The following is a 15,677-nucleotide window of genomic DNA, read 5'->3' as shown; positions in this document are numbered from 1 at the left end:
GTGACGGAACAGCACTCGCACCAGTTCGAGCGGGGCACGGACGGGCCCAAGGTCATCATGGTCGGCGTGGACGGCTCCGATTCGTCCCTCAGGGCGGCGTCGTACGCCGGTGGCCTGGCCCGGCGGCAGCGGGCCCTGCTCGCCGTCGTGTACGTGCAGCCGGTGATGGCCGCGGGCGCGGCGATGGGGGCGCCGGTGGCCGAGACGACCGACGAGATCGCCCAGGACCTGGTCGCCCAGATCCGGGACGCCGCAGAGCGGGTCAAGGGGATATTCGACGTGCGCTGGGAGTTCCACACCTTCCGCGGCGACCCGTACAACGGGCTGGCGCGGGCCGCCGACGAGCTCACGGCGGACGCGGTGGTGGTGGGCGCCTCGGAGCAGGCGGGGCACCGGATCGTCGGGTCGGTGGCGGTGCGCCTGGTGAAGGCGGGCCGCTGGCCGGTGACGGTGGTGCCGTAGCGGTCAGAGCGTGTCGAGGAACCCGAGGAGGACGCGGTTGAACTCCTCGGGTTCCTCCATGTTCGGGTGGTGCGAGGTTCCCTCGATCAGGACCGGGCGTCCGTCGGGGACGGTGGCGGCGAGGAGTTCCGCGTCGGCGAGCAGGTCCGGTGAGTCGAGGCTCCCGTTGACCGTGAGGACGGGGACGTCGATCTTCGCCGCCCGGGACCGCACGTCGGTCAGGGGGACGTGCCAGTCGTGTTCGCCGGGGGTGTGCTTGGCGAGGGTGTGCCGGGCCATCTCGCTCAGGCGGGCGAGGAGGGCCGGGTCGACGTCGTCGGTGGTGCGGAAGGGGCCGGCGACGGCGCTCAGGAAGACCGTGAGCCAGCCCTCGACGTCCCCGGCGCCCAGGGCGCGGGCGGATGCGGCGAGGATCGCACGGGTCGCCTCGTGGGTGTACTCGAAGTCGCTGGTCGAGGCGCCGCTGAGGACGAGGGCCCGGACGAGTTCGGGGTACTCGATCGCGGTGTCGGAGGCGATGACGCCGCCCATCGACACCCCGCCGAGGACCGCGGGTCCGGCGTCGAGGTGCCGCAGCAGCTGGGCGAGGTCGTCGGCCCAGCGGAAGGGCGCGCTCGCGTTGGCCGACCAGCCGTGCCCGCGGACGTCCGCGGCGACGACCCGGTACCCGGCGGCGGTCAGGGCGGGTGTCTGGGCGTCGAAGACGCGGTGGTCGACGTAGCCGGAGTGGAGGAGGACGACGAGGTCGCCGGTACCGGTGTCGCGGTAGGCGAGGTCGCCGTCGGTGGAGGTGAAGCGGTTGAGTTTCCCGTCAACGCTCATGACAACCAAGGTGTCATGAGTAGACGCATTTGACAACCTAGTTGTCATGATGGGGCGGTGCATGATGTCCCGGTGAACGACGACACCCCCCTCTCACCCGACGCCTCCCTCCCACCCGGCGCCCCGCACTCCCCCGGCGCCTCCCCCTCTCCCGGCGCTCCCCTCTCCCCTGACGAGCTCGGCCACCGGGTCTCCGAGGTCTTCGATCTCGTCGGCGCGCTCTACCGCCGCGGTCTGCGCAAGATCGAGCAGGGCGAACAGGTCGAGGGGGTCTCCGTCGGGGTCCGCTCCGTGCTCGTCCTGCTGCGCCGCTACGGGTCGATGACGGTGCCTCAGATGGGCCGGATCATGACCCTGACCCGGCAGTTCGTGCAGCGGATGGTCAACGACGCGGTGACCGAGGGATGGGCTGAGGCGACGCCCAACCCGGCGCACCAGCGGTCCTCGCTGATCCGGATCACGCCCGCCGGAGAGGCGATGATCGACACGATCCTGGCACGCGAGCACGCCCTGAACCGGCAGGTCGGCGGCGATCTCACCGAGGCCGAACTCAGGGCGTGCACGCGGGTGCTGAAGGAGATGCTGCGGACCTTCGACCCGGCGGAGGAGGACTGACCGCCCCCTCCCCGCGGTCACCGGCCCATGCGCAGCCCGTCCTTCGCGGCGCCACGGCTCAGCACGACCTCCCTGATCCGGTCCCGCACCCCGCTCAGCTCGGCGCCCTCGGCGATGGCCTCGTTGACGTCGAGGACCCGTCCGGCGTCGATGTCGAACAGCTGCGGCACGAACTCGGCCTTCGCCACCTCCCACCGCCCGCCGGACCGCTTCGGCGGCACGAAGGTGAAGCGGCCGATCGTGGACTGGTTGCCGCGCGGGTCCTGGACCCCCTCGTGGTTGGACATCTCACCGGCGATCTGGTCGCCCATCCCGTAGATCACCCAGGTCCCGTTGACCTTCTCGTACGCCTGCGGGACATGGGCGTGGGTGCCGAGGATCAGGTCGATGTCGGGGCGCCCGCCGGTGCGGGCCGCGGTGAGGGTGCGGGCCAGGGAGAGCTGGCGCTCGTCGGGCGCGTCCTGCCACTCGGTGCCCCAGTGCACGGAGACCACGACCACGTCGGCGCCTGCCCGCCGGGCGGCGCGGGCGTCGGCAAGGATCCGGTTCTCGTCGAGGAGGGCGACCGCCCAGGGCTGCCCGGCGGGCAGCGGATAGCCGTTGGTGTCGTAGGTGTAGGCGAGATGGGCGACCTTCGCCCGGCCGGCCCGCAGGATCGTGACGGTGCGCGCCTCCTGCGGGGTGCGGGCGGTACCGGCGTGGCGCACGCCCGCGCGGTCGAGGGCGTCGAGGGTGCGCCGGATGCCGTCGGCGCCGTCGTCGAGGCTGTGGTTGGACGCGGTGGAGCAGCCGTCGTAGCCGGTCGCCGCGAGGCCTTTCGCCACCTCGGGCGGGGACTTGAAGGCCGGGTATCCGGTGTAGTCGCCGTTCGCGCCGTAGACGGTCTCCATGTGACACAGCGCCAGATCGGCGCGCGAGACGACCGGTTCGACGCCGGAGAGCATCGGGCGGAAGTCGTATCCGGTGCCGCCCGCGTCGAACTTCGCGCGCTCGATGATCGAGCTGTGCGGCAGCACGTCGCCGGAGGCGACGAGGGTGAACGCCCCGGCGGCCGGGGAGGCGGACGGCTGCGGCGCGGGCCGGCCGCCGCGGGCGGGAGGCGGGTGGTTGTCCGTGTCCTTCGCCTGGCAGGCGGCGCCCGCCGCCAGGACGGCCGTGAGGGCCAGGGCCACTTGTCGACTGCGTGCGATCATCAGCTCACCCCAGTGGGTCATATTTACCCACAAATGCTTATGAAGATGAGCCCTTCCCCAAACGGTTCCCGCCCGTTCGTTCGCCCGTCCGCCGCGCGCGACCGAGGGGAGGGAGCCTCTTGATCGGGGCGCGGCCGAGGGGAGGGAACCGTTCGATCGGGGCGCGGCCGAGCGGAGGGAACCGTTCGACGAACCGTTCGCCGACGCGATCGACCGCCCGTCGCAGATCCACGTACGCGCTCTGTCCCTGACGACGGCCCTGCGGTGCCATACGGCCATGACGGCCGCCGGGACGACACTCATCAACGGGACGACCGCCGAGCACGAGCTCGCCGCACTGACGCGGGAGCACGGCAGGCCCCTCTTCGCGCTGCTCCTGCGCCTGTGCGACGGAGACCGGCAACGCGCCGAGGACCTGGTGCAGGAGACCCTCGTACGGGCCTGGCAGCATCCCGAGGCGCTGCGTGCCGACGACTTCGACTCGGTGCGGCCGTGGCTGCTGACCGTCGGACGGCGCCTCGCGATCGACGCGCGGCGGGCCCGGCAGGCGCGTCCGGCGGAGGTCGGGGACGCGGTCCTGGAGAACGCGCGGGTGTGCGCGGACCACGCCGAGCGGGCGGCGGCGACCCTGGACGTACGCGAGGCTGTGAAGACACTCACTCCGGAGCACCGCGAAGTCCTGGTGCTCGTGTACTTCCAGGGGGCGAGTGTGGCGGAAGCAGCCGAAACCCTAGGAATCCCACCCGGTACGGTGAAGTCCCGCGCGTACTACGCGCTGCGCGCCCTCCGCCGGGTGCTGCCGGGTTATGCGGCCGACCTGCGATGAAACCCATGCCAGAGCAAAGGATTGGCAAACCGCCTTGCTGAGGACCATGGTTGAGTAATCCGCTGTCTTCTATCCGTGTTCCGGATGGGGCCTCACGCCCCGGGCCCGGCATCGGGCGACGCTGACGCACCGGAGGAAGGCAGGACGGGATGCTGCACAGAGGTCAAGAGAGCACGAACGGCGCCGGCGGTGGTGAACTCACGGTTCCCATGGCCTGGTTGTACGCGGAGTACATCGCCGACGAACTGCTGCGCACCGGCGATCTGATGCCGCCGACGTCCTTCGAGTTCCGGGCCGGGCGCGACGCGCTGGCCCTGACCATCTTCCTGTCCGACACCGACGGCGAGCTCTCCGGCATCCGGGTCGTCTCCCAGTTGGAGACCTGGCTGTCCCTGACCGCGTACGACCAGCCCTGGCAGGACTGGGTCCGCGAACGCATGGCGCGGCTCGCCGCCGAGGCCATCGACGCGGGCGGCCCCGACCCCGATCTGGACCTCGCGGCGGCGGCCTGGCGCTGGCTCCAGGAGACCGAACTGCTCGCTCCCGACCTCAACGCGGTGCCGGGCGGCGGCCCCGTGTTCGGCGAGGACGAGGGCCCCAAAGTATGGACGCCCGCTTGGCAGTTGGGGCTTCCGCTCGGGCATCTGGCCATCCATCTGTTCTGACCGTTCGACGCCTCTTCGAACCGCCGCACGCATCCCGTCCGGATTTTTTTCGAACGGGACCAATCCTCCTGCCGTCCCGCTCCGAATCGTTTGGTTGCGATTCGGTGTAGGCCTTGAGTGATTCGACGGTCCGGTGCGTACGGGTGGGAGCAAGGAGTAACCCCACCCGCACCCAACGGCACGAGGATTCCGCATGAGGTCCCAGGAGAGGCATCGCGACGTCGCCGCGTACGCGCTCGGCGTGCTGGACGAGGCGGACGCGTTCCGTTTCGAGGACCACCTCATGGAGTGCCCTCGGTGCGCGGCTTCCGTCACCGAATTCGGCCCCATAACCCGCCAGTTGCTGCTCTACCGGCGTTCGACACCACGGTTCGTGCACCCGATGGCCCAGCCGGGTCCGCGGATGCTGGACCGGCTGCTGACCGAGGTGGCGTCCAAACGCCGCGCCGGGCGGCGCCGGTTCCTGTTCGGCCTCGCCGCGAGCGTGGCCCTCGCGGTGGGCGGCTCCGGTGTCGTGGCGCTCACCCAGGGCGGAGAGGGGGGCACCGCCGTACGGGTCACCGCGACGGACGAGAAGTCCGGTGTCTGGGCGCAGGTGACCGCCGAGGACGACGACTCGGGCAGCCATGTGGAGCTGAAGGTCAAGGACGCGGCCGGGCCCCGCACCTGTCATCTGGTGATCATGACGGCGGACGGCTCGGAGGAGACCGTCACCACCTGGAGCGTCCCGCGCCACGACGCCCGCGAACTCGTCATGCAGGGCGCCTCGTCGTACCACGCCGACCAGATCGCCGGCTACGAGGTGCGCTCGGCGGACGGCGAACGCCTGATCACCCTCAAGTCCTCCGGCTGATCACCCCCACGTCCCCTGGCCGAGCACCCGCGACTCCCCGCATGCACAAGCGCACCAGGGCCGGTCTCGTCCTTCCGCTGCTGCTCTCCGCTACTTGAGCAGCCGGGACATCCTGCGGTCGGCGAGGGGCTTGCCGCCGGTCTGGCAGGTGGGGCAGTACTGGAGCGAGGAGTCGCTGAAGGACACCTCGCGGATCGTGTCGCCGCACACGGGGCAGGGTTCGCCGGTCCGGCCGTGGACGCGCAGGCCGCTCTTCTTCTCCGCCTTCAGACGTCCGGCGGCGACCCCGCGCGAGCGTTCGACGGCGTCGGTGAGCGTGGCGCGCAGGGCCTCGTACAGGCGTGCGCTCTCCTCGGGGGTGAGGGAGGCGGCGAGCTTGAAGGGCGACATCTTCGCGGCGTGCAGGATCTCGTCGCTGTACGCGTTGCCGACCCCGGCGATCAGTCCCTGGTCGCGCAGCGCGCCCTTGAGCTGCCGGCGCTCGTCCTTGAGGAGTCCGGCGAGCCGGGCCTCGTCGAAATCGCCGGCCAGCGGGTCCGGGCCGAGGCGGGCGACACCGGGCACCTCCAGCGGGTCCCCCACGACGTACACGGCGAGGCGCTTCTGGGTGCCCGCCTCCGTCAGGTCGAAGCCGGCGCCGGTCTCCAGGGCGACCCGCAGGGCGAGGGGGCCCTTGCCGGGGCGGGGCATCCCGCTGGGGAGGAGGTCCTTCCAGTGCAGCCAGCCCGCGCGGGCGAGGTGGGTGACGAGATGCGGGCCGCCGTCGGTGACGAGGTCGAGGAACTTGCCGTACCGGCGCACCGCCACGACCTCGTGGCCCTCGACGGCGCTCAGGGGAGGGTCGTAGGTCTTCAGGACGCTGATGGCGACGGGGAGGACGCGGACGATCTCATGGCCGACCAGGTGCTCGGTGAGGAAGTCCTTGAGCGCTTCGACCTCGGGGAGTTCCGGCATATGTCCAGGGTGCCACCGGCGGTCACCCGCGGCCCGGGACCACGAACTCGCACCACACGCACTTGCCGCCGCCCCGGGCCTCCACGCCCCAGCCGTCGGTGAGGAGGTCGACGAGGAGCAGACCGCGCCCGGAGACCCCGGACTCCCCCGCGTCGCGGCGTCTCGGGAGGGCGCTGGAGGAGTCCTCGACCTCGACGCGCAGCCTGCGGTCGGCGCCGGCGAGGACCCTCAGGGTGACGATCGCGGAGCCCTCGGTGTGCATGAGGGCGTTGGTGATCAGCTCGTCGGCGACCAGCTCGATCTCGTCGGCGCGGTCCCGGTCGCCCCAGGCCCGCACCGCGGCGCGGATCATGTGCCGGGCCTCGGTGAGCGCCTCGGGGTCGCCGGGCGCCACGTGCTGCTGGAGGCGTCCGCCCGCCTCGGTGACGTCGGCGCCCCGGCGGCGCAGCAGGAGCAGGGCCACGTCGTCGTCGCCGCCGCGCTCCTCGGCGACGTCGATGAGCCGGTCGGCGAGGTCGCGGACGTCGGCGGGACCGGTGGAGATGAGCGCGGTGAGGGTCCGCATGCCGTCGTCGAGGTCGGCGCCGGGCTGTTCGACGAGGCCGTCGGTGCAGAGCAGGAGGGTGTGGCCGGGGTCCAGCTCGATCGTGCCGACCGGGTATTCGAGGCGGCCGAACTCGGCGGACAGGCCGAGGGGCAGGCCGCCCTCCACGGAGACCCGGCGGCAGTGGCCGTCGGCCTGCCGGACCAGGGGGTCGATGTGGCCGGCGCGGACGACCTGGACGACTCCGGTGGCCAGGTCCGCCTCGGCGTACAGGCAGGTCGCGAAGCGGTCGGTGTCCAGTTCGTGGAGGAAGACGGAGGCGCGGGCCATCACGGTCGCCGGGGTGTGGCCCTCGGCGGCGTAGGCGCGCAGCACGATCCGCAGCTGGCCCATGACGGCGGCGGCGTGGGTGTCGTGCCCCTGGACGTCGCCGATCACGGCGCCGACCCGGCCGCCGGGCAGCGGGATCAGGTCGTACCAGTCGCCGCCGATGTCCCGGCCCAGGGAGCCCGCGGCGGACCCGGCGCGGTAGCGGACGGCGACGTCGGCGCCGCGCACGCTGGGGATGGTGCGCGGCAGCATGGCCTGCTGGAGTCCGGAGGCGAGGTCTTTCTCCTGCTCGTAGAACATGGCCCGCTGGAGGCTCTGCGCGATGCTGCTGCCGAGGGCGACGAGCACGTTGCGCTCCTCGGAGGTGAAGCCGCGGCGGTCGCTGTAGAGCAGGCCCATGGCGCCGATGGGCCGGGCCTGGGCGATCAGCGGGAGGTAGGCGGCGGAGGTGATGTCCAGGCCGGTGATGTGCGGCCACAGGATCGGGTAGCGCTCGGCGAATTCCTCGGCGGACTCGATGAACCGCGGGGTCAGGGTCCGTACGACCTCGCTCATCGGGTACGGCTCGTCGATCCGGGTGACGTCGGTGCCGGGGACGAAGCTGCCCGCGGGGCCCTCCGCGATCAGCCGGATCCGGCCCGCCTCGGTCAGGCCCATGACCAGGCTGGTGGCGCCGAGGTGGATGAGGCCGTGGGTGTCCTTGAGGACGTCGATGACGTCGTCGACGGTCCGGGCGTAGGCCAGGGCGGCCGTGGTGAGCTGGACGACGTTGGTCTGGTCGCGCAGCGCCTCGTCCTGGCCGGTGCGCTGCCGGTGGCGGACGCTGAGGTCCTCGATCTCCTGGGTGGCGTCGCGGACGATGCCGACGATCCGGCGTGGGCGTCCCGTCTCGTCGCGCCGGATGTAGCCCTGGGTGTGGGTCCAGCGCAGCCGCCCGTCACGGGTGCGGATGCGGAAATAGGTGCCGTAGTTCTCGCTGCCGTCCTTCAGCGCCTGGGAGACCAGCCCGTCGAGGCGGAACCCCTCGGGGGCCGGGACGCGGCTGCCGAGGGACTCGGGGTGACCGTCGTATTCGTCGGGGCGCAGGTCGAAGACCTCGTGGGCCTGGGCGTCCATGTGGAACAGACCGTTGTCCAGGTCCCAGTCGAAGCTGCCCATGCGGTTGAGCGCCAGGATCGGGTCCGGGTGGGCGGGCCAGTCGTCCGGGAGTGACAGGGCGCTCGCTCCCCGATCAACCATGGGCCCACCTTGCCAGGATTTGTCCGATTCTTCGACTCCGACGGATCGGCCGGAGGCGGTCAGCTCGCGAAGACGTCGGTGGGGCTGCCGAGGACGCCGCCGGTACCGGTCGGCTCCTCGGGCGACCCGGTGTCGTCCGGGATCAGACCGCCGCCGTCGGGCAGGTCGGGGGTCTCGGGCACGGTCTCGGGGCCGATCTCCTCCCCGGTGTCCGTGGGCGTCCCGGGCTCCTCGGACTCATCCGACTCCTCGGACTCCTCGAACCCGTCCGGCCCGTCGGAGGTCTCGGGGTTCTCGGAGGTCTCTGGGTTCTCGGAGGTCTCGGAGCTCTCGCCGGAGGGCAGGTCGGGGGCGGGCACCGTGCCGGGGACGCTCTCGGGCACGTCGGTCGGGAACTCCGGCGACGTGGGAGCGGTCGGGTCGGTCAGCCGCTCGTCCTCGGAGGCGGACGGCGTCTCCGTGCCCGGGCTCGTCCCGGTGAGGCTGTCGGACGGGCTCGGCGTCGAGGGCGACGGCGTGGGGCCGGCGGGCGTGGGCCCGGTGGGCGTCGGGGTGGGGGTGAGGGGGACGACCGGGCGCGGGACGACGTGGTCGTACCGCACGTCGTGGCCGCAGCGCCGCTCGATCCAGGTGTTCTCGACGACGTCGATGATCGTGATGTTCGTGACGGTCCTGGGCGCGGGGGTCACCACGATCACCCGGTCGTGCCGGTAGCCGGACCAGGCCCGGCCCCGGGTGCCGGGCTCGCCCCGGGTCGCCGTCGCGGGGGTGAGCGGGTTGCCGCAGGCGCAGCGGACCCGGGGCACGCCCCGGTTGTCGACGAGGACGGCGGTCCCGGTCTGGAGGACGGACTGGTAGCCGGTGACCTTCCCGGCGCGGTAGCCGTGGTTGGTGACACGGGTGTCGGCGCGCAGCACGACCGGGGTGAGGGAGCGCAGATAGCCCGCGACCGACGCCTGCTCCACGCCCGCGGCCCGCGCGAAGGCCCGTCCCCGGGCGCGGTCGGCGGCGAGATGGCCGATCTGCCGGTTCACGTCGCAGCTGCTGACCCGTGCCGCGCCGCCGTACAGGCCGGGGGTCGCGCCGGACACGGAGCGCGTGGTGCCGCTCCGCCCGGACGGGGGCGGTTGCTGCGTTCGGGTGACGGCGGACGGTTCGGCCGCGGAGGTGGCGGTGGAGTCCGTGAACGGGTCGGGGCCCTGGGCCGCGACCGGCTGGAGGAAGACCTCACCGCTGGATCTGGTGCCCTGGTCACCGTCGCCGCCGCATCCGGCGACCGCGATCGCCGCCGAGAGGGCGCAGGCCGTGACGAGGGTTCCGGTGGATGTGCGCACCACGTTCTCCCGCTTCGTACCGGGCAGTTCGTGACCATTGTCTGCTTCACTCGCACGGGTCACGCAAGCCGGGACGGCGGGCACGCTGGGTGACGGAGGGCTCCGGCGCGACAATGGAGGCAGGAGGGCGGACCGTGGACTGGTTCACCGCACCCGGGTACGGGCTGAGCCGGCTGGTGTTCCAGCGGGCCCTGGCCGGTGTGTACCTCGTCGCGTTCCTCACGGCGGCCCTCCAGTTCCGGGCGCTGCTCGGGGAGCGGGGCCTGCTTCCGGTCCCCCGGTATCTCGCGCGGACGCCGTTCCGGGCGGCACCGGGCCTGTTCCGACTCCACTACTCGGACCGGTTCTTCGCGCTCTGCGCCTGGTCGGGCTGCGCGGTGTCGGCTGCGCTGCTGGCCGGGGCGGACGCGCTGCTGCCGCTGTGGGCGGCCATGATGCTGTGGCTGGTGCCATGGGCGCTGTACCTGTCGATCGTCAACGTGGGCCAGACCTGGTACGCGTTCGGCTGGGAGTCGCTGCTCCTCGAGGTGGGCTTCCTCGCGGTGTTCCTCGGCAACGACGAGGTGGCCCCGCCGGTCGTGGTGCTGTTCCTGCTGCGCTGGGTCCTGTTCCGGGTGGAGTTCGGGGCGGGGCTGATCAAGATGCGCGGGGACGCCTGCTGGCGGCAGCTGACCTGCCTCTGCCACCATCACGAGACACAGCCGATGCCCGGGCCGCTGAGCTGGTTCTTCCACCGTCTGCCGCGGCCCGTGCACCGGGTGGAGGCGGCGGCGAACCATGTCACCCAACTCGTGGTGCCGTTCCTGCTGTTCACCCCGCAGCCGGTCGCGACGGCCGCCGCCTCGCTGATGATCGTGACGCAGCTGTGGCTGGTGCTGTCGGGCAACTTCTCCTGGCTGAACTGGATCACGATCGCGCTGGCGCTGTCGGCGGTCCGCTTCCCGTCGTCCGGCGGTTCCGCGCGGGCGCCGGACAGCCCGCTCTGGTTCGAGGCCGTGGTCCTCGCGGTGGCGGTGCTCCTCGTGGGACTGAGCGGTCGCCCGGTGGCCAACATGGTCTCCCGCCGCCAGGTCATGAACCGTTCCTTCGACCCGCTCCATCTGGTCAACACCTACGGGGCGTTCGGCAGCGTCAGCCGGGTCCGCCACGAGGTGGTCGTCGAGGGCACGGCGGACGAGGTGCCGCGCCCGGACTCGGACTGGCGGGAGTACGAGTTCAAGGGGAAGCCGGGCGATCCGAGGCGCTGGCCGCGCCAGTTCGCCCCGTACCATCTGCGGCTCGACTGGCTGATGTGGTTCGCGGCCCTGTCGCCCGGCTACGCGCAGTCCTGGTTCGCCACCCTGGTGGAACGGCTCCTGGAGAACGACCCCGCCACCCTGCGCCTCCTGCGCCGCTCACCGTTCCCGCCGGGCTCCCCGCCGCGGTACGTGCGCGCCCGCCTCTTCCGCTACCGGTACACGACCTGGCGGGAGTTGAGGGAGACGGGGGCCTGCTGGGACCGGACGTACGTACGCGAGTTCCTGCCGCCGACCCGGCTCGCCGGGCAGGTTCACAGACCGTAGACGCGCACGGCGGTCCCCCCGAAGATCCGCGGGTCCTCCTCGCCCGCCACCTCCCGCGCGATGTCCAGCGTTTCGCCGTACGTCGTGCCCGCGAGGCGGCACACCGGCCAGTCCGAGCCGTACATCAGCCGGTCCGGGCCGAACGCGTCGAGCACGACGTCGGCGTAGGGGCGCAGGTCCTCGACGGTCCAGCCCGCGGGGTCGGCCTCGGTGACCAGGCCGGAGAGTTTGCAGACCGTGTTGGGGTGCGCGGCCAGGGCCCGGACGGCGCGGGCCCAGGGTTCCGGTCGGCCGGAGGCGATCGGCGGCTTGCCCAGGTGGTCGAGGACGAAGGTGAGTCCGGGGAGCGCGCCCGCCGCCTCGACGCAGGCGGGCAGCTGGCGGGCGAGGACGACCAGGTCGTAGACGAGTCCGGCGTCGGCGACGGCGGTCAGGCCGCGCCGTACGTCGGGCCGCAGCAGCCACTGGGGATCGGGCTCGCCCTGCACCTGGTGCCGGATGCCCTTGAGGAGGTGTCCGCCGGGCAGCTCCCGGAGCCGGGCCAGTTCGTCGGCCACGTCGGGGCGGGTGAGGTCGGTCCAGCCGACGACGCCCGCGATCAGGTCGTGGCCGTCGGCGAGGGCGAGGAACTCGGGGGTCTCCTCGGCGACGGTGACCGTCTGGACGAGGACGGTGCGGTCGACGCCGGCCGCCGTCACCTCGGCGGTGAGGTCGTCGACGGTGAAGTCCCTCCGGATCGGGCTGCCTTCGGGGATCCAGTCCTGGTCGCGGACGGACAGGTCCCAGAGGTGGTGGTGGGCGTCGACGACGGTCACGGCAGCTCCCACACCACGGGCAGTTCGGCGCCGGCGCCCTCGGTCGTGTAGTCGTGCACGACGTCCAGGAGCTGCGCCATCCTGGCCTGCCAGGCGACGTTCACGGGCAGTTGCTCCAGCTCGGCGAGGAGCCGGGCATAGTCCTCGCACTCCAGGACGTGGAAGAGGTCGGTGCCGCTGCGCCAGATCGTCCAGGAGGTGGCACCGGCGGCGCGGATCGCGGCGGTGAGTTCCGCCGGGACCTCGCGGTGGGCGGCCTCGTAGGCGTCGACGCGGTCCGCGCGGACCTTGGTGTGCAGGGCCACTCTCATGACGGCGACTCCTCATCGGCTCTCATGACGGTTCCAAGTCGTCCACAAGTCCCGCGGCCCGCAGGTCCCGCCACAGGGCGTCGGGGACGGCGGTGGCGAACTGGTCGGCGCAGTCGTCGACCTCGGCCGGGGAGCGGGCGCCGACGAGGACGTCGGTGACCGCCGGGTGGGCCGCGCAGAAGGCCAGCGCGGCGGCCCGCAGGGTGACGCCGTGCCGTTCGGCGGCCTCCTTCATCCGCAGCGCCCGGTCGAGCAACTCCCCCGGCGCCGCCGCGTAGTCGTACGTCGCGCCCGGCCCCGGGTCGGCGAGCAGGCCGGAGTTGAAGGCGCCGCCGACGACGACGGAGGTGCCCTTGGCGAGGGCCGCGGGGAGCAGGTCGGCGAGGGCGCTCCGGTCGAGGAGGGTGTAGCGGCCCGCGCACAGCACCACGTCGACGTCGGTGTCGCGGACGAAGCGGGCGAGCATCGCGGACTGGTTCATGCCGGCGCCTATCGCGCGGACGACGCCCTCGGCGCGGAGCTTCTCCAGGGCCGGATAGCCCTCGCGGAAGGCCTGTTCGGCGTGGTCGTCGGGGTCGTGCAGATAGACGGTGTCGACGTGGTCGAGGCCGAGGCGTTCCAGGCTGGCGTCGAGGCTCCGCCGTACGCCGTCGGCGGTGAAGTCCCAGACCCTGCGGTGGGTGGCGGGTACGGCGAAGCCGTTCGCGAGGTCGTCGCCGCCGGTGTCGGGGGACGGCTCCAGGCGTCGGCCGACTTTCGTGGACACGGTGTACCGCTCGCGCGGGTGCTCGCGCAGGGCGGCGCCGAGGCGGCGTTCGGAGAGGCCGAGTCCGTAGTGGGGCGCGGTGTCGTAGGAGCGGATGCCCAGGTCCCAGGCCGCGGTGACCGTCGCGTGGGCCTGTTCGTCGCTGATCCGCGTGTAGAGGTTGCCCAGCGCGGCGGTGCCGAGGCCGAGGCGGGCGGGGGTGCGCGCGGCGCTCACCGGCCGGCCGGACGCAGTCGCAGTCCCTGCATGCCGCCGTCGACCGCGAGGGCGGTGCCGGTGGTCGCCCCGGACAGCGGGCTCGCCAGATAGGCGATGGCGCCCGCGACCTCGTCGGCCGAGACCAGCCGGCCGGTGGGCTGCCGGGCCTCCAGCGCGGCGCGTTCGGCGGCCGGGTCGGGGGCGCTGTCCAGGAGGCGGCCGACCCAGGGGGTGTCGGCCGTACCGGGGTTGACGCAGTTGACGCGGACGCCCTCGCGGACGTGGTCGGCGGCCATGGCGAGGGTGAGCGAGAGCACCGCCCCCTTGGTCGCGCTGTACAGGGCGCGTTGCGGCAGGCCCGCGGTGGCGGCGATGGAGCAGGTGTTGACGATCGCGGCGTGCGCGGAGTCCCGCAGGTGCGGGAGCGCGGCGCGGGCCGTGCGGACCATGCCGAGGACGTTGACGTCCATGACGCGCCGCCACTCGTCGTCGTCGTTGTCCTCGACGGTGCCCTGGGCGCCGATCCCGGCGTTGTTGACCAGGACGTCGAGTCCGCCGAGCGCCTCCACGGCGGCGGCGACGGCCTCGCGGACGGAGGTGTCGTCGCTGACGTCGGCCTCGAAGCCGAGCAGGGGCGCGGTCACGGACGACGGGTCGAGGTCGAGGACGGCGACCCGGGCGCCGCGCGCCGCGAGGAGTCCGGCGCTCGCCCGGCCGATGCCGGAGGCGCCGCCGGTCACCAGGGCCCTGAGCCCTTCGAAGTCGGTCATGCGGCGTGCCCCTTCTTCCGTCCGGTGAGCCGGTCCTGTCCGGCGGGTGGCTGCTGTTCGGCGAGGTTCTTCTGTTCGGCGAGGTCGGCGGCCCAGAAGGCGCCGTCCGGGTAGGTGTACCGGGCGATCGACTCCGGTCGCATGGCGGCGGAGAAGCCCGGGGCGGCGGGTGCCGTGTAGTGACCCTCCCGGACGACCACCGGGTCGAGGAAGTGGTCGTGCAGGTGGTCGACGTACTCGATGACGCGGTCCTCGGTGGTGCCGGAGAGGGTGACGTAGTCGAACATCGAGAGGTGCTGGACAAGTTCGCACAGTCCGACGCCGCCCGCGTGGGGGCAGACCGGGACGCCGAACTTGGCGGCGAGGAGCAGGATGGCCAGGTTCTCGTTGACGCCGCCGACGCGGGCCGCGTCGATCTGGACGACGTCGAGGGCGCCGGCCTGGAGGAGCTGTTTGAACACGACCCGGTTCTGCACGTGTTCGCCGGTGGCGACCTTGACGGGCCGTACGGCCGCGCGGATCGCGGCGTGGCCGAGGACGTCGTCGGGGCTGGTGGGTTCCTCGATCCAGTACGGGTCGAACTCGGCGAGCGCCTCGGTCCAGCGGATCGCCTCGTCCACGTCCCAGCGCTGGTTGGCGTCGACGGCCATGCGGATGCCGGGGCCGACGACCCGGCGGGCCACCCGGCACCTGCGGATGTCGTCGTCGAGGTCGGCTCCCACCTTCAGTTTGATCTGGCGGAAGCCGTCGGCGACGGCCTGCGCGGCGAGCCGGGTGAGCTTCTCGTCGTCGTAGCCGAGCCAGCCCGGCGAGGTGGTGTAGGCGGGGTAGCCGCGGTCGAGGAGGGCGGCGGTGCGCTCGGCGGCGCCCTCCCGTCCGCGGGTCAGCAGGTCCAGGGCCTCGTCGGGGGTGAGCGCGTCGGTGAGGTAGCGGAAGTCGATCTGCCGTACCAGCCAGGCGGGTTCGGCCTCGGCGAGGAGGCGCCACAGGGGCTTCGCGGCGCGCTTGGCGGCGAGATCCCAGACGGCGTTGACGACCGCGCCGATCGCCATGTGCATCACGCCCTTCTCGGGGCCCAGCCAGCGCAGTTGGCTGTCGCCGATCAGGTCGCGGTTGAGGGTCCCCGGGTCGGCGCACAGCTCGTCGACGTCCCGTCCGACCACGTGGTGCCGCAGCGCGTGGATGGCGGCCACCTGGACCTCGTTGCCCCGCCCGATGGTGAAGCTGAAGCCGTGCCCCTCGTGGCCGTCGGCGGCGTCGGTGCGCAGCACGACGTAGGCGGCCGAGTAGTCGGGGTCCGGGTTCATCGCGTCGGAGCCGTCGAGCTCGCGCGAGGTGGGGAAGCGGATGTCGTGGGTGTCGACCGCGATGACACGGGAAGGGGGGCCGGGGGTCGGGGACACGGAGGTCCTTTCGGT

At 72.6% G+C, this 15,677-nt stretch carries 16 protein-coding genes; 6 read left to right on the top strand and 10 right to left on the bottom strand.

Features of this window, described 5'->3' with window-relative positions:
• Positions 1-462 carry a universal stress protein gene (locus tag ACIPSE_RS27180; protein ID WP_401667024.1) on the top strand — a complete coding sequence of 154 codons (462 nt, stop codon included), beginning with the start codon at positions 1-3 and terminating at the stop codon, positions 460-462.
• Between the two features lie 3 nt (positions 463-465).
• On the opposite strand, the gene ACIPSE_RS27175 is transcribed toward ACIPSE_RS27180, so the two are convergent.
• Positions 466-1,284 carry an alpha/beta fold hydrolase gene (locus ACIPSE_RS27175; RefSeq protein WP_401667021.1) on the bottom strand — a complete coding sequence of 273 codons (819 nt, stop codon included), beginning with the start codon at positions 1,282-1,284 and terminating at the stop codon, positions 466-468.
• 72 nt (positions 1,285-1,356) lie between these two features.
• Between ACIPSE_RS27175 and ACIPSE_RS27170 the strand changes: the two genes are divergently transcribed.
• Positions 1,357-1,899 (top strand): MarR family winged helix-turn-helix transcriptional regulator, encoded by a 543-nt coding sequence (locus tag ACIPSE_RS27170; protein ID WP_401667019.1) that lies wholly within the window; start codon positions 1,357-1,359, stop codon positions 1,897-1,899.
• A gap of 17 nt (positions 1,900-1,916) precedes the next feature.
• Here ACIPSE_RS27170 and ACIPSE_RS27165 read toward each other — a convergent pair whose 3' ends face one another.
• Positions 1,917-3,092: a CapA family protein gene (locus ACIPSE_RS27165; RefSeq protein WP_401667017.1), complete on the bottom strand. Its 1,176-nt coding sequence runs from the start codon at positions 3,090-3,092 to the stop codon at positions 1,917-1,919.
• A 277-nt stretch (positions 3,093-3,369) separates the two neighbouring features.
• Between ACIPSE_RS27165 and ACIPSE_RS27160 the strand changes: the two genes are divergently transcribed.
• The 3 genes from ACIPSE_RS27160 (at position 3,370) to ACIPSE_RS27150 (ending at position 5,436) form a co-directional block, all read left to right on the top strand.
• Positions 3,370-3,918, top strand: a complete 549-nt coding sequence (locus ACIPSE_RS27160) for a sigma-70 family RNA polymerase sigma factor (RefSeq protein ID WP_401667014.1) — start codon at positions 3,370-3,372, stop codon at positions 3,916-3,918.
• A gap of 149 nt (positions 3,919-4,067) precedes the next feature.
• Positions 4,068-4,583, top strand: a complete 516-nt coding sequence (locus ACIPSE_RS27155) for a hypothetical protein (RefSeq protein ID WP_401667011.1) — start codon at positions 4,068-4,070, stop codon at positions 4,581-4,583.
• A 193-nt stretch (positions 4,584-4,776) separates the two neighbouring features.
• Positions 4,777-5,436 (top strand): zf-HC2 domain-containing protein, encoded by a 660-nt coding sequence (locus tag ACIPSE_RS27150; RefSeq protein ID WP_401667009.1) that lies wholly within the window; start codon positions 4,777-4,779, stop codon positions 5,434-5,436.
• Between the two features lie 90 nt (positions 5,437-5,526).
• Here the strand turns inward: ACIPSE_RS27150 and ACIPSE_RS27145 are convergent, their stop codons facing one another.
• Genes ACIPSE_RS27145 through ACIPSE_RS27135 form a run of 3 tightly spaced genes read right to left on the bottom strand, consistent with a single transcriptional unit; the run spans position 5,527 to position 9,837 of the window.
• Entirely contained in the window at positions 5,527-6,390 is an 864-nt protein-coding gene (locus ACIPSE_RS27145; protein WP_401667006.1) for an Fpg/Nei family DNA glycosylase, read from the bottom strand.
• 22 nt (positions 6,391-6,412) lie between these two features.
• Complete coding sequence (locus ACIPSE_RS27140) at positions 6,413-8,503, bottom strand: SpoIIE family protein phosphatase (RefSeq protein ID WP_401667003.1); 2,091 nt, start codon at positions 8,501-8,503, stop codon at positions 6,413-6,415.
• 59 nt (positions 8,504-8,562) lie between these two features.
• Positions 8,563-9,837: a DUF6777 domain-containing protein gene (locus ACIPSE_RS27135; protein ID WP_401667001.1), complete on the bottom strand. Its 1,275-nt coding sequence runs from the start codon at positions 9,835-9,837 to the stop codon at positions 8,563-8,565.
• Positions 9,838-9,971: 134 nt separating this feature from the next.
• On the opposite strand from ACIPSE_RS27135, the gene ACIPSE_RS27130 reads away from it, so the two are divergent.
• The gene (locus ACIPSE_RS27130) at positions 9,972-11,399 is read left to right on the top strand and encodes a lipase maturation factor family protein (protein WP_401666999.1); all 1,428 of its coding nucleotides are present in this window, start codon (positions 9,972-9,974) and stop codon (positions 11,397-11,399) included.
• Here the strand turns inward: ACIPSE_RS27130 and ACIPSE_RS27125 are convergent.
• The 5 genes from ACIPSE_RS27125 to ACIPSE_RS27105 are packed head-to-tail and all read right to left on the bottom strand — an operon-like array spanning position 11,387 to position 15,662.
• Positions 11,387-12,214 carry an amidohydrolase family protein gene (locus ACIPSE_RS27125; RefSeq protein WP_401666997.1) on the bottom strand — a complete coding sequence of 276 codons (828 nt, stop codon included), beginning with the start codon at positions 12,212-12,214 and terminating at the stop codon, positions 11,387-11,389. The genes ACIPSE_RS27130 and ACIPSE_RS27125 overlap by 13 nt on opposite strands.
• On the bottom strand, positions 12,211-12,525 hold the full coding sequence (locus ACIPSE_RS27120) for an L-rhamnose mutarotase (RefSeq protein WP_401666995.1): 315 nt from the start codon (positions 12,523-12,525) through the stop codon (positions 12,211-12,213). The genes ACIPSE_RS27125 and ACIPSE_RS27120 overlap by 4 nt, the downstream gene beginning before the upstream one ends.
• A gap of 22 nt (positions 12,526-12,547) precedes the next feature.
• Positions 12,548-13,507: an aldo/keto reductase gene (locus ACIPSE_RS27115; protein WP_401666992.1), complete on the bottom strand. Its 960-nt coding sequence runs from the start codon at positions 13,505-13,507 to the stop codon at positions 12,548-12,550.
• Positions 13,504-14,259 (bottom strand): SDR family NAD(P)-dependent oxidoreductase, encoded by a 756-nt coding sequence (locus ACIPSE_RS27110; protein WP_401666990.1) that lies wholly within the window; start codon positions 14,257-14,259, stop codon positions 13,504-13,506. The genes ACIPSE_RS27115 and ACIPSE_RS27110 overlap by 4 nt, the downstream gene beginning before the upstream one ends.
• Positions 14,256-15,662, bottom strand: a complete 1,407-nt coding sequence (locus ACIPSE_RS27105) for an enolase C-terminal domain-like protein (RefSeq protein WP_401666988.1) — start codon at positions 15,660-15,662, stop codon at positions 14,256-14,258. Before ACIPSE_RS27105 ends, ACIPSE_RS27110 begins: the two co-directional genes overlap by 4 nt.
• Between the last annotated feature and the right edge of the window lie 15 nt (positions 15,663-15,677).

The sequence above is a fragment of the Streptomyces sp. NPDC090106 genome, from assembly GCF_044747265.1.
In the GTDB taxonomy this organism is placed as follows: Bacteria; Actinomycetota; Actinomycetes; order Streptomycetales; family Streptomycetaceae; genus Streptomyces.
The sequence above is the reverse complement of the archived record's forward strand: the minus strand, read 5'-3'. Positions and strand labels throughout refer to the sequence as shown.

Bases quoted from the DNA above. Each gene is read 5' to 3' on its own strand.
- ACIPSE_RS27175 (WP_401667021.1), bottom strand. From the start codon at position 1,284: ATGAGCGTTGACGGGAAACTCAACCGCTTCACCTCCACCGACGGCGAC.
- ACIPSE_RS27110 (WP_401666990.1), bottom strand. From the start codon at position 14,259: ATGACCGACTTCGAAGGGCTCAGGGCCCTGGTGACCGGCGGCGCCTCC.
- ACIPSE_RS27140 (WP_401667003.1), bottom strand. From the start codon at position 8,503: ATGGTTGATCGGGGAGCGAGCGCCCTGTCACTCCCGGACGACTGGCCC.
- ACIPSE_RS27160 (WP_401667014.1), top strand. From the start codon at position 3,370: ATGACGGCCGCCGGGACGACACTCATCAACGGGACGACCGCCGAGCAC.
- ACIPSE_RS27145 (WP_401667006.1), bottom strand. From the start codon at position 6,390: ATGCCGGAACTCCCCGAGGTCGAAGCGCTCAAGGACTTCCTCACCGAG.
- ACIPSE_RS27120 (WP_401666995.1), bottom strand. From the start codon at position 12,525: ATGAGAGTGGCCCTGCACACCAAGGTCCGCGCGGACCGCGTCGACGCC.
- ACIPSE_RS27165 (WP_401667017.1), bottom strand. From the start codon at position 3,092: ATGATCGCACGCAGTCGACAAGTGGCCCTGGCCCTCACGGCCGTCCTG.
- ACIPSE_RS27150 (WP_401667009.1), top strand. From the start codon at position 4,777: ATGAGGTCCCAGGAGAGGCATCGCGACGTCGCCGCGTACGCGCTCGGC.
- ACIPSE_RS27155 (WP_401667011.1), top strand. From the start codon at position 4,068: ATGCTGCACAGAGGTCAAGAGAGCACGAACGGCGCCGGCGGTGGTGAA.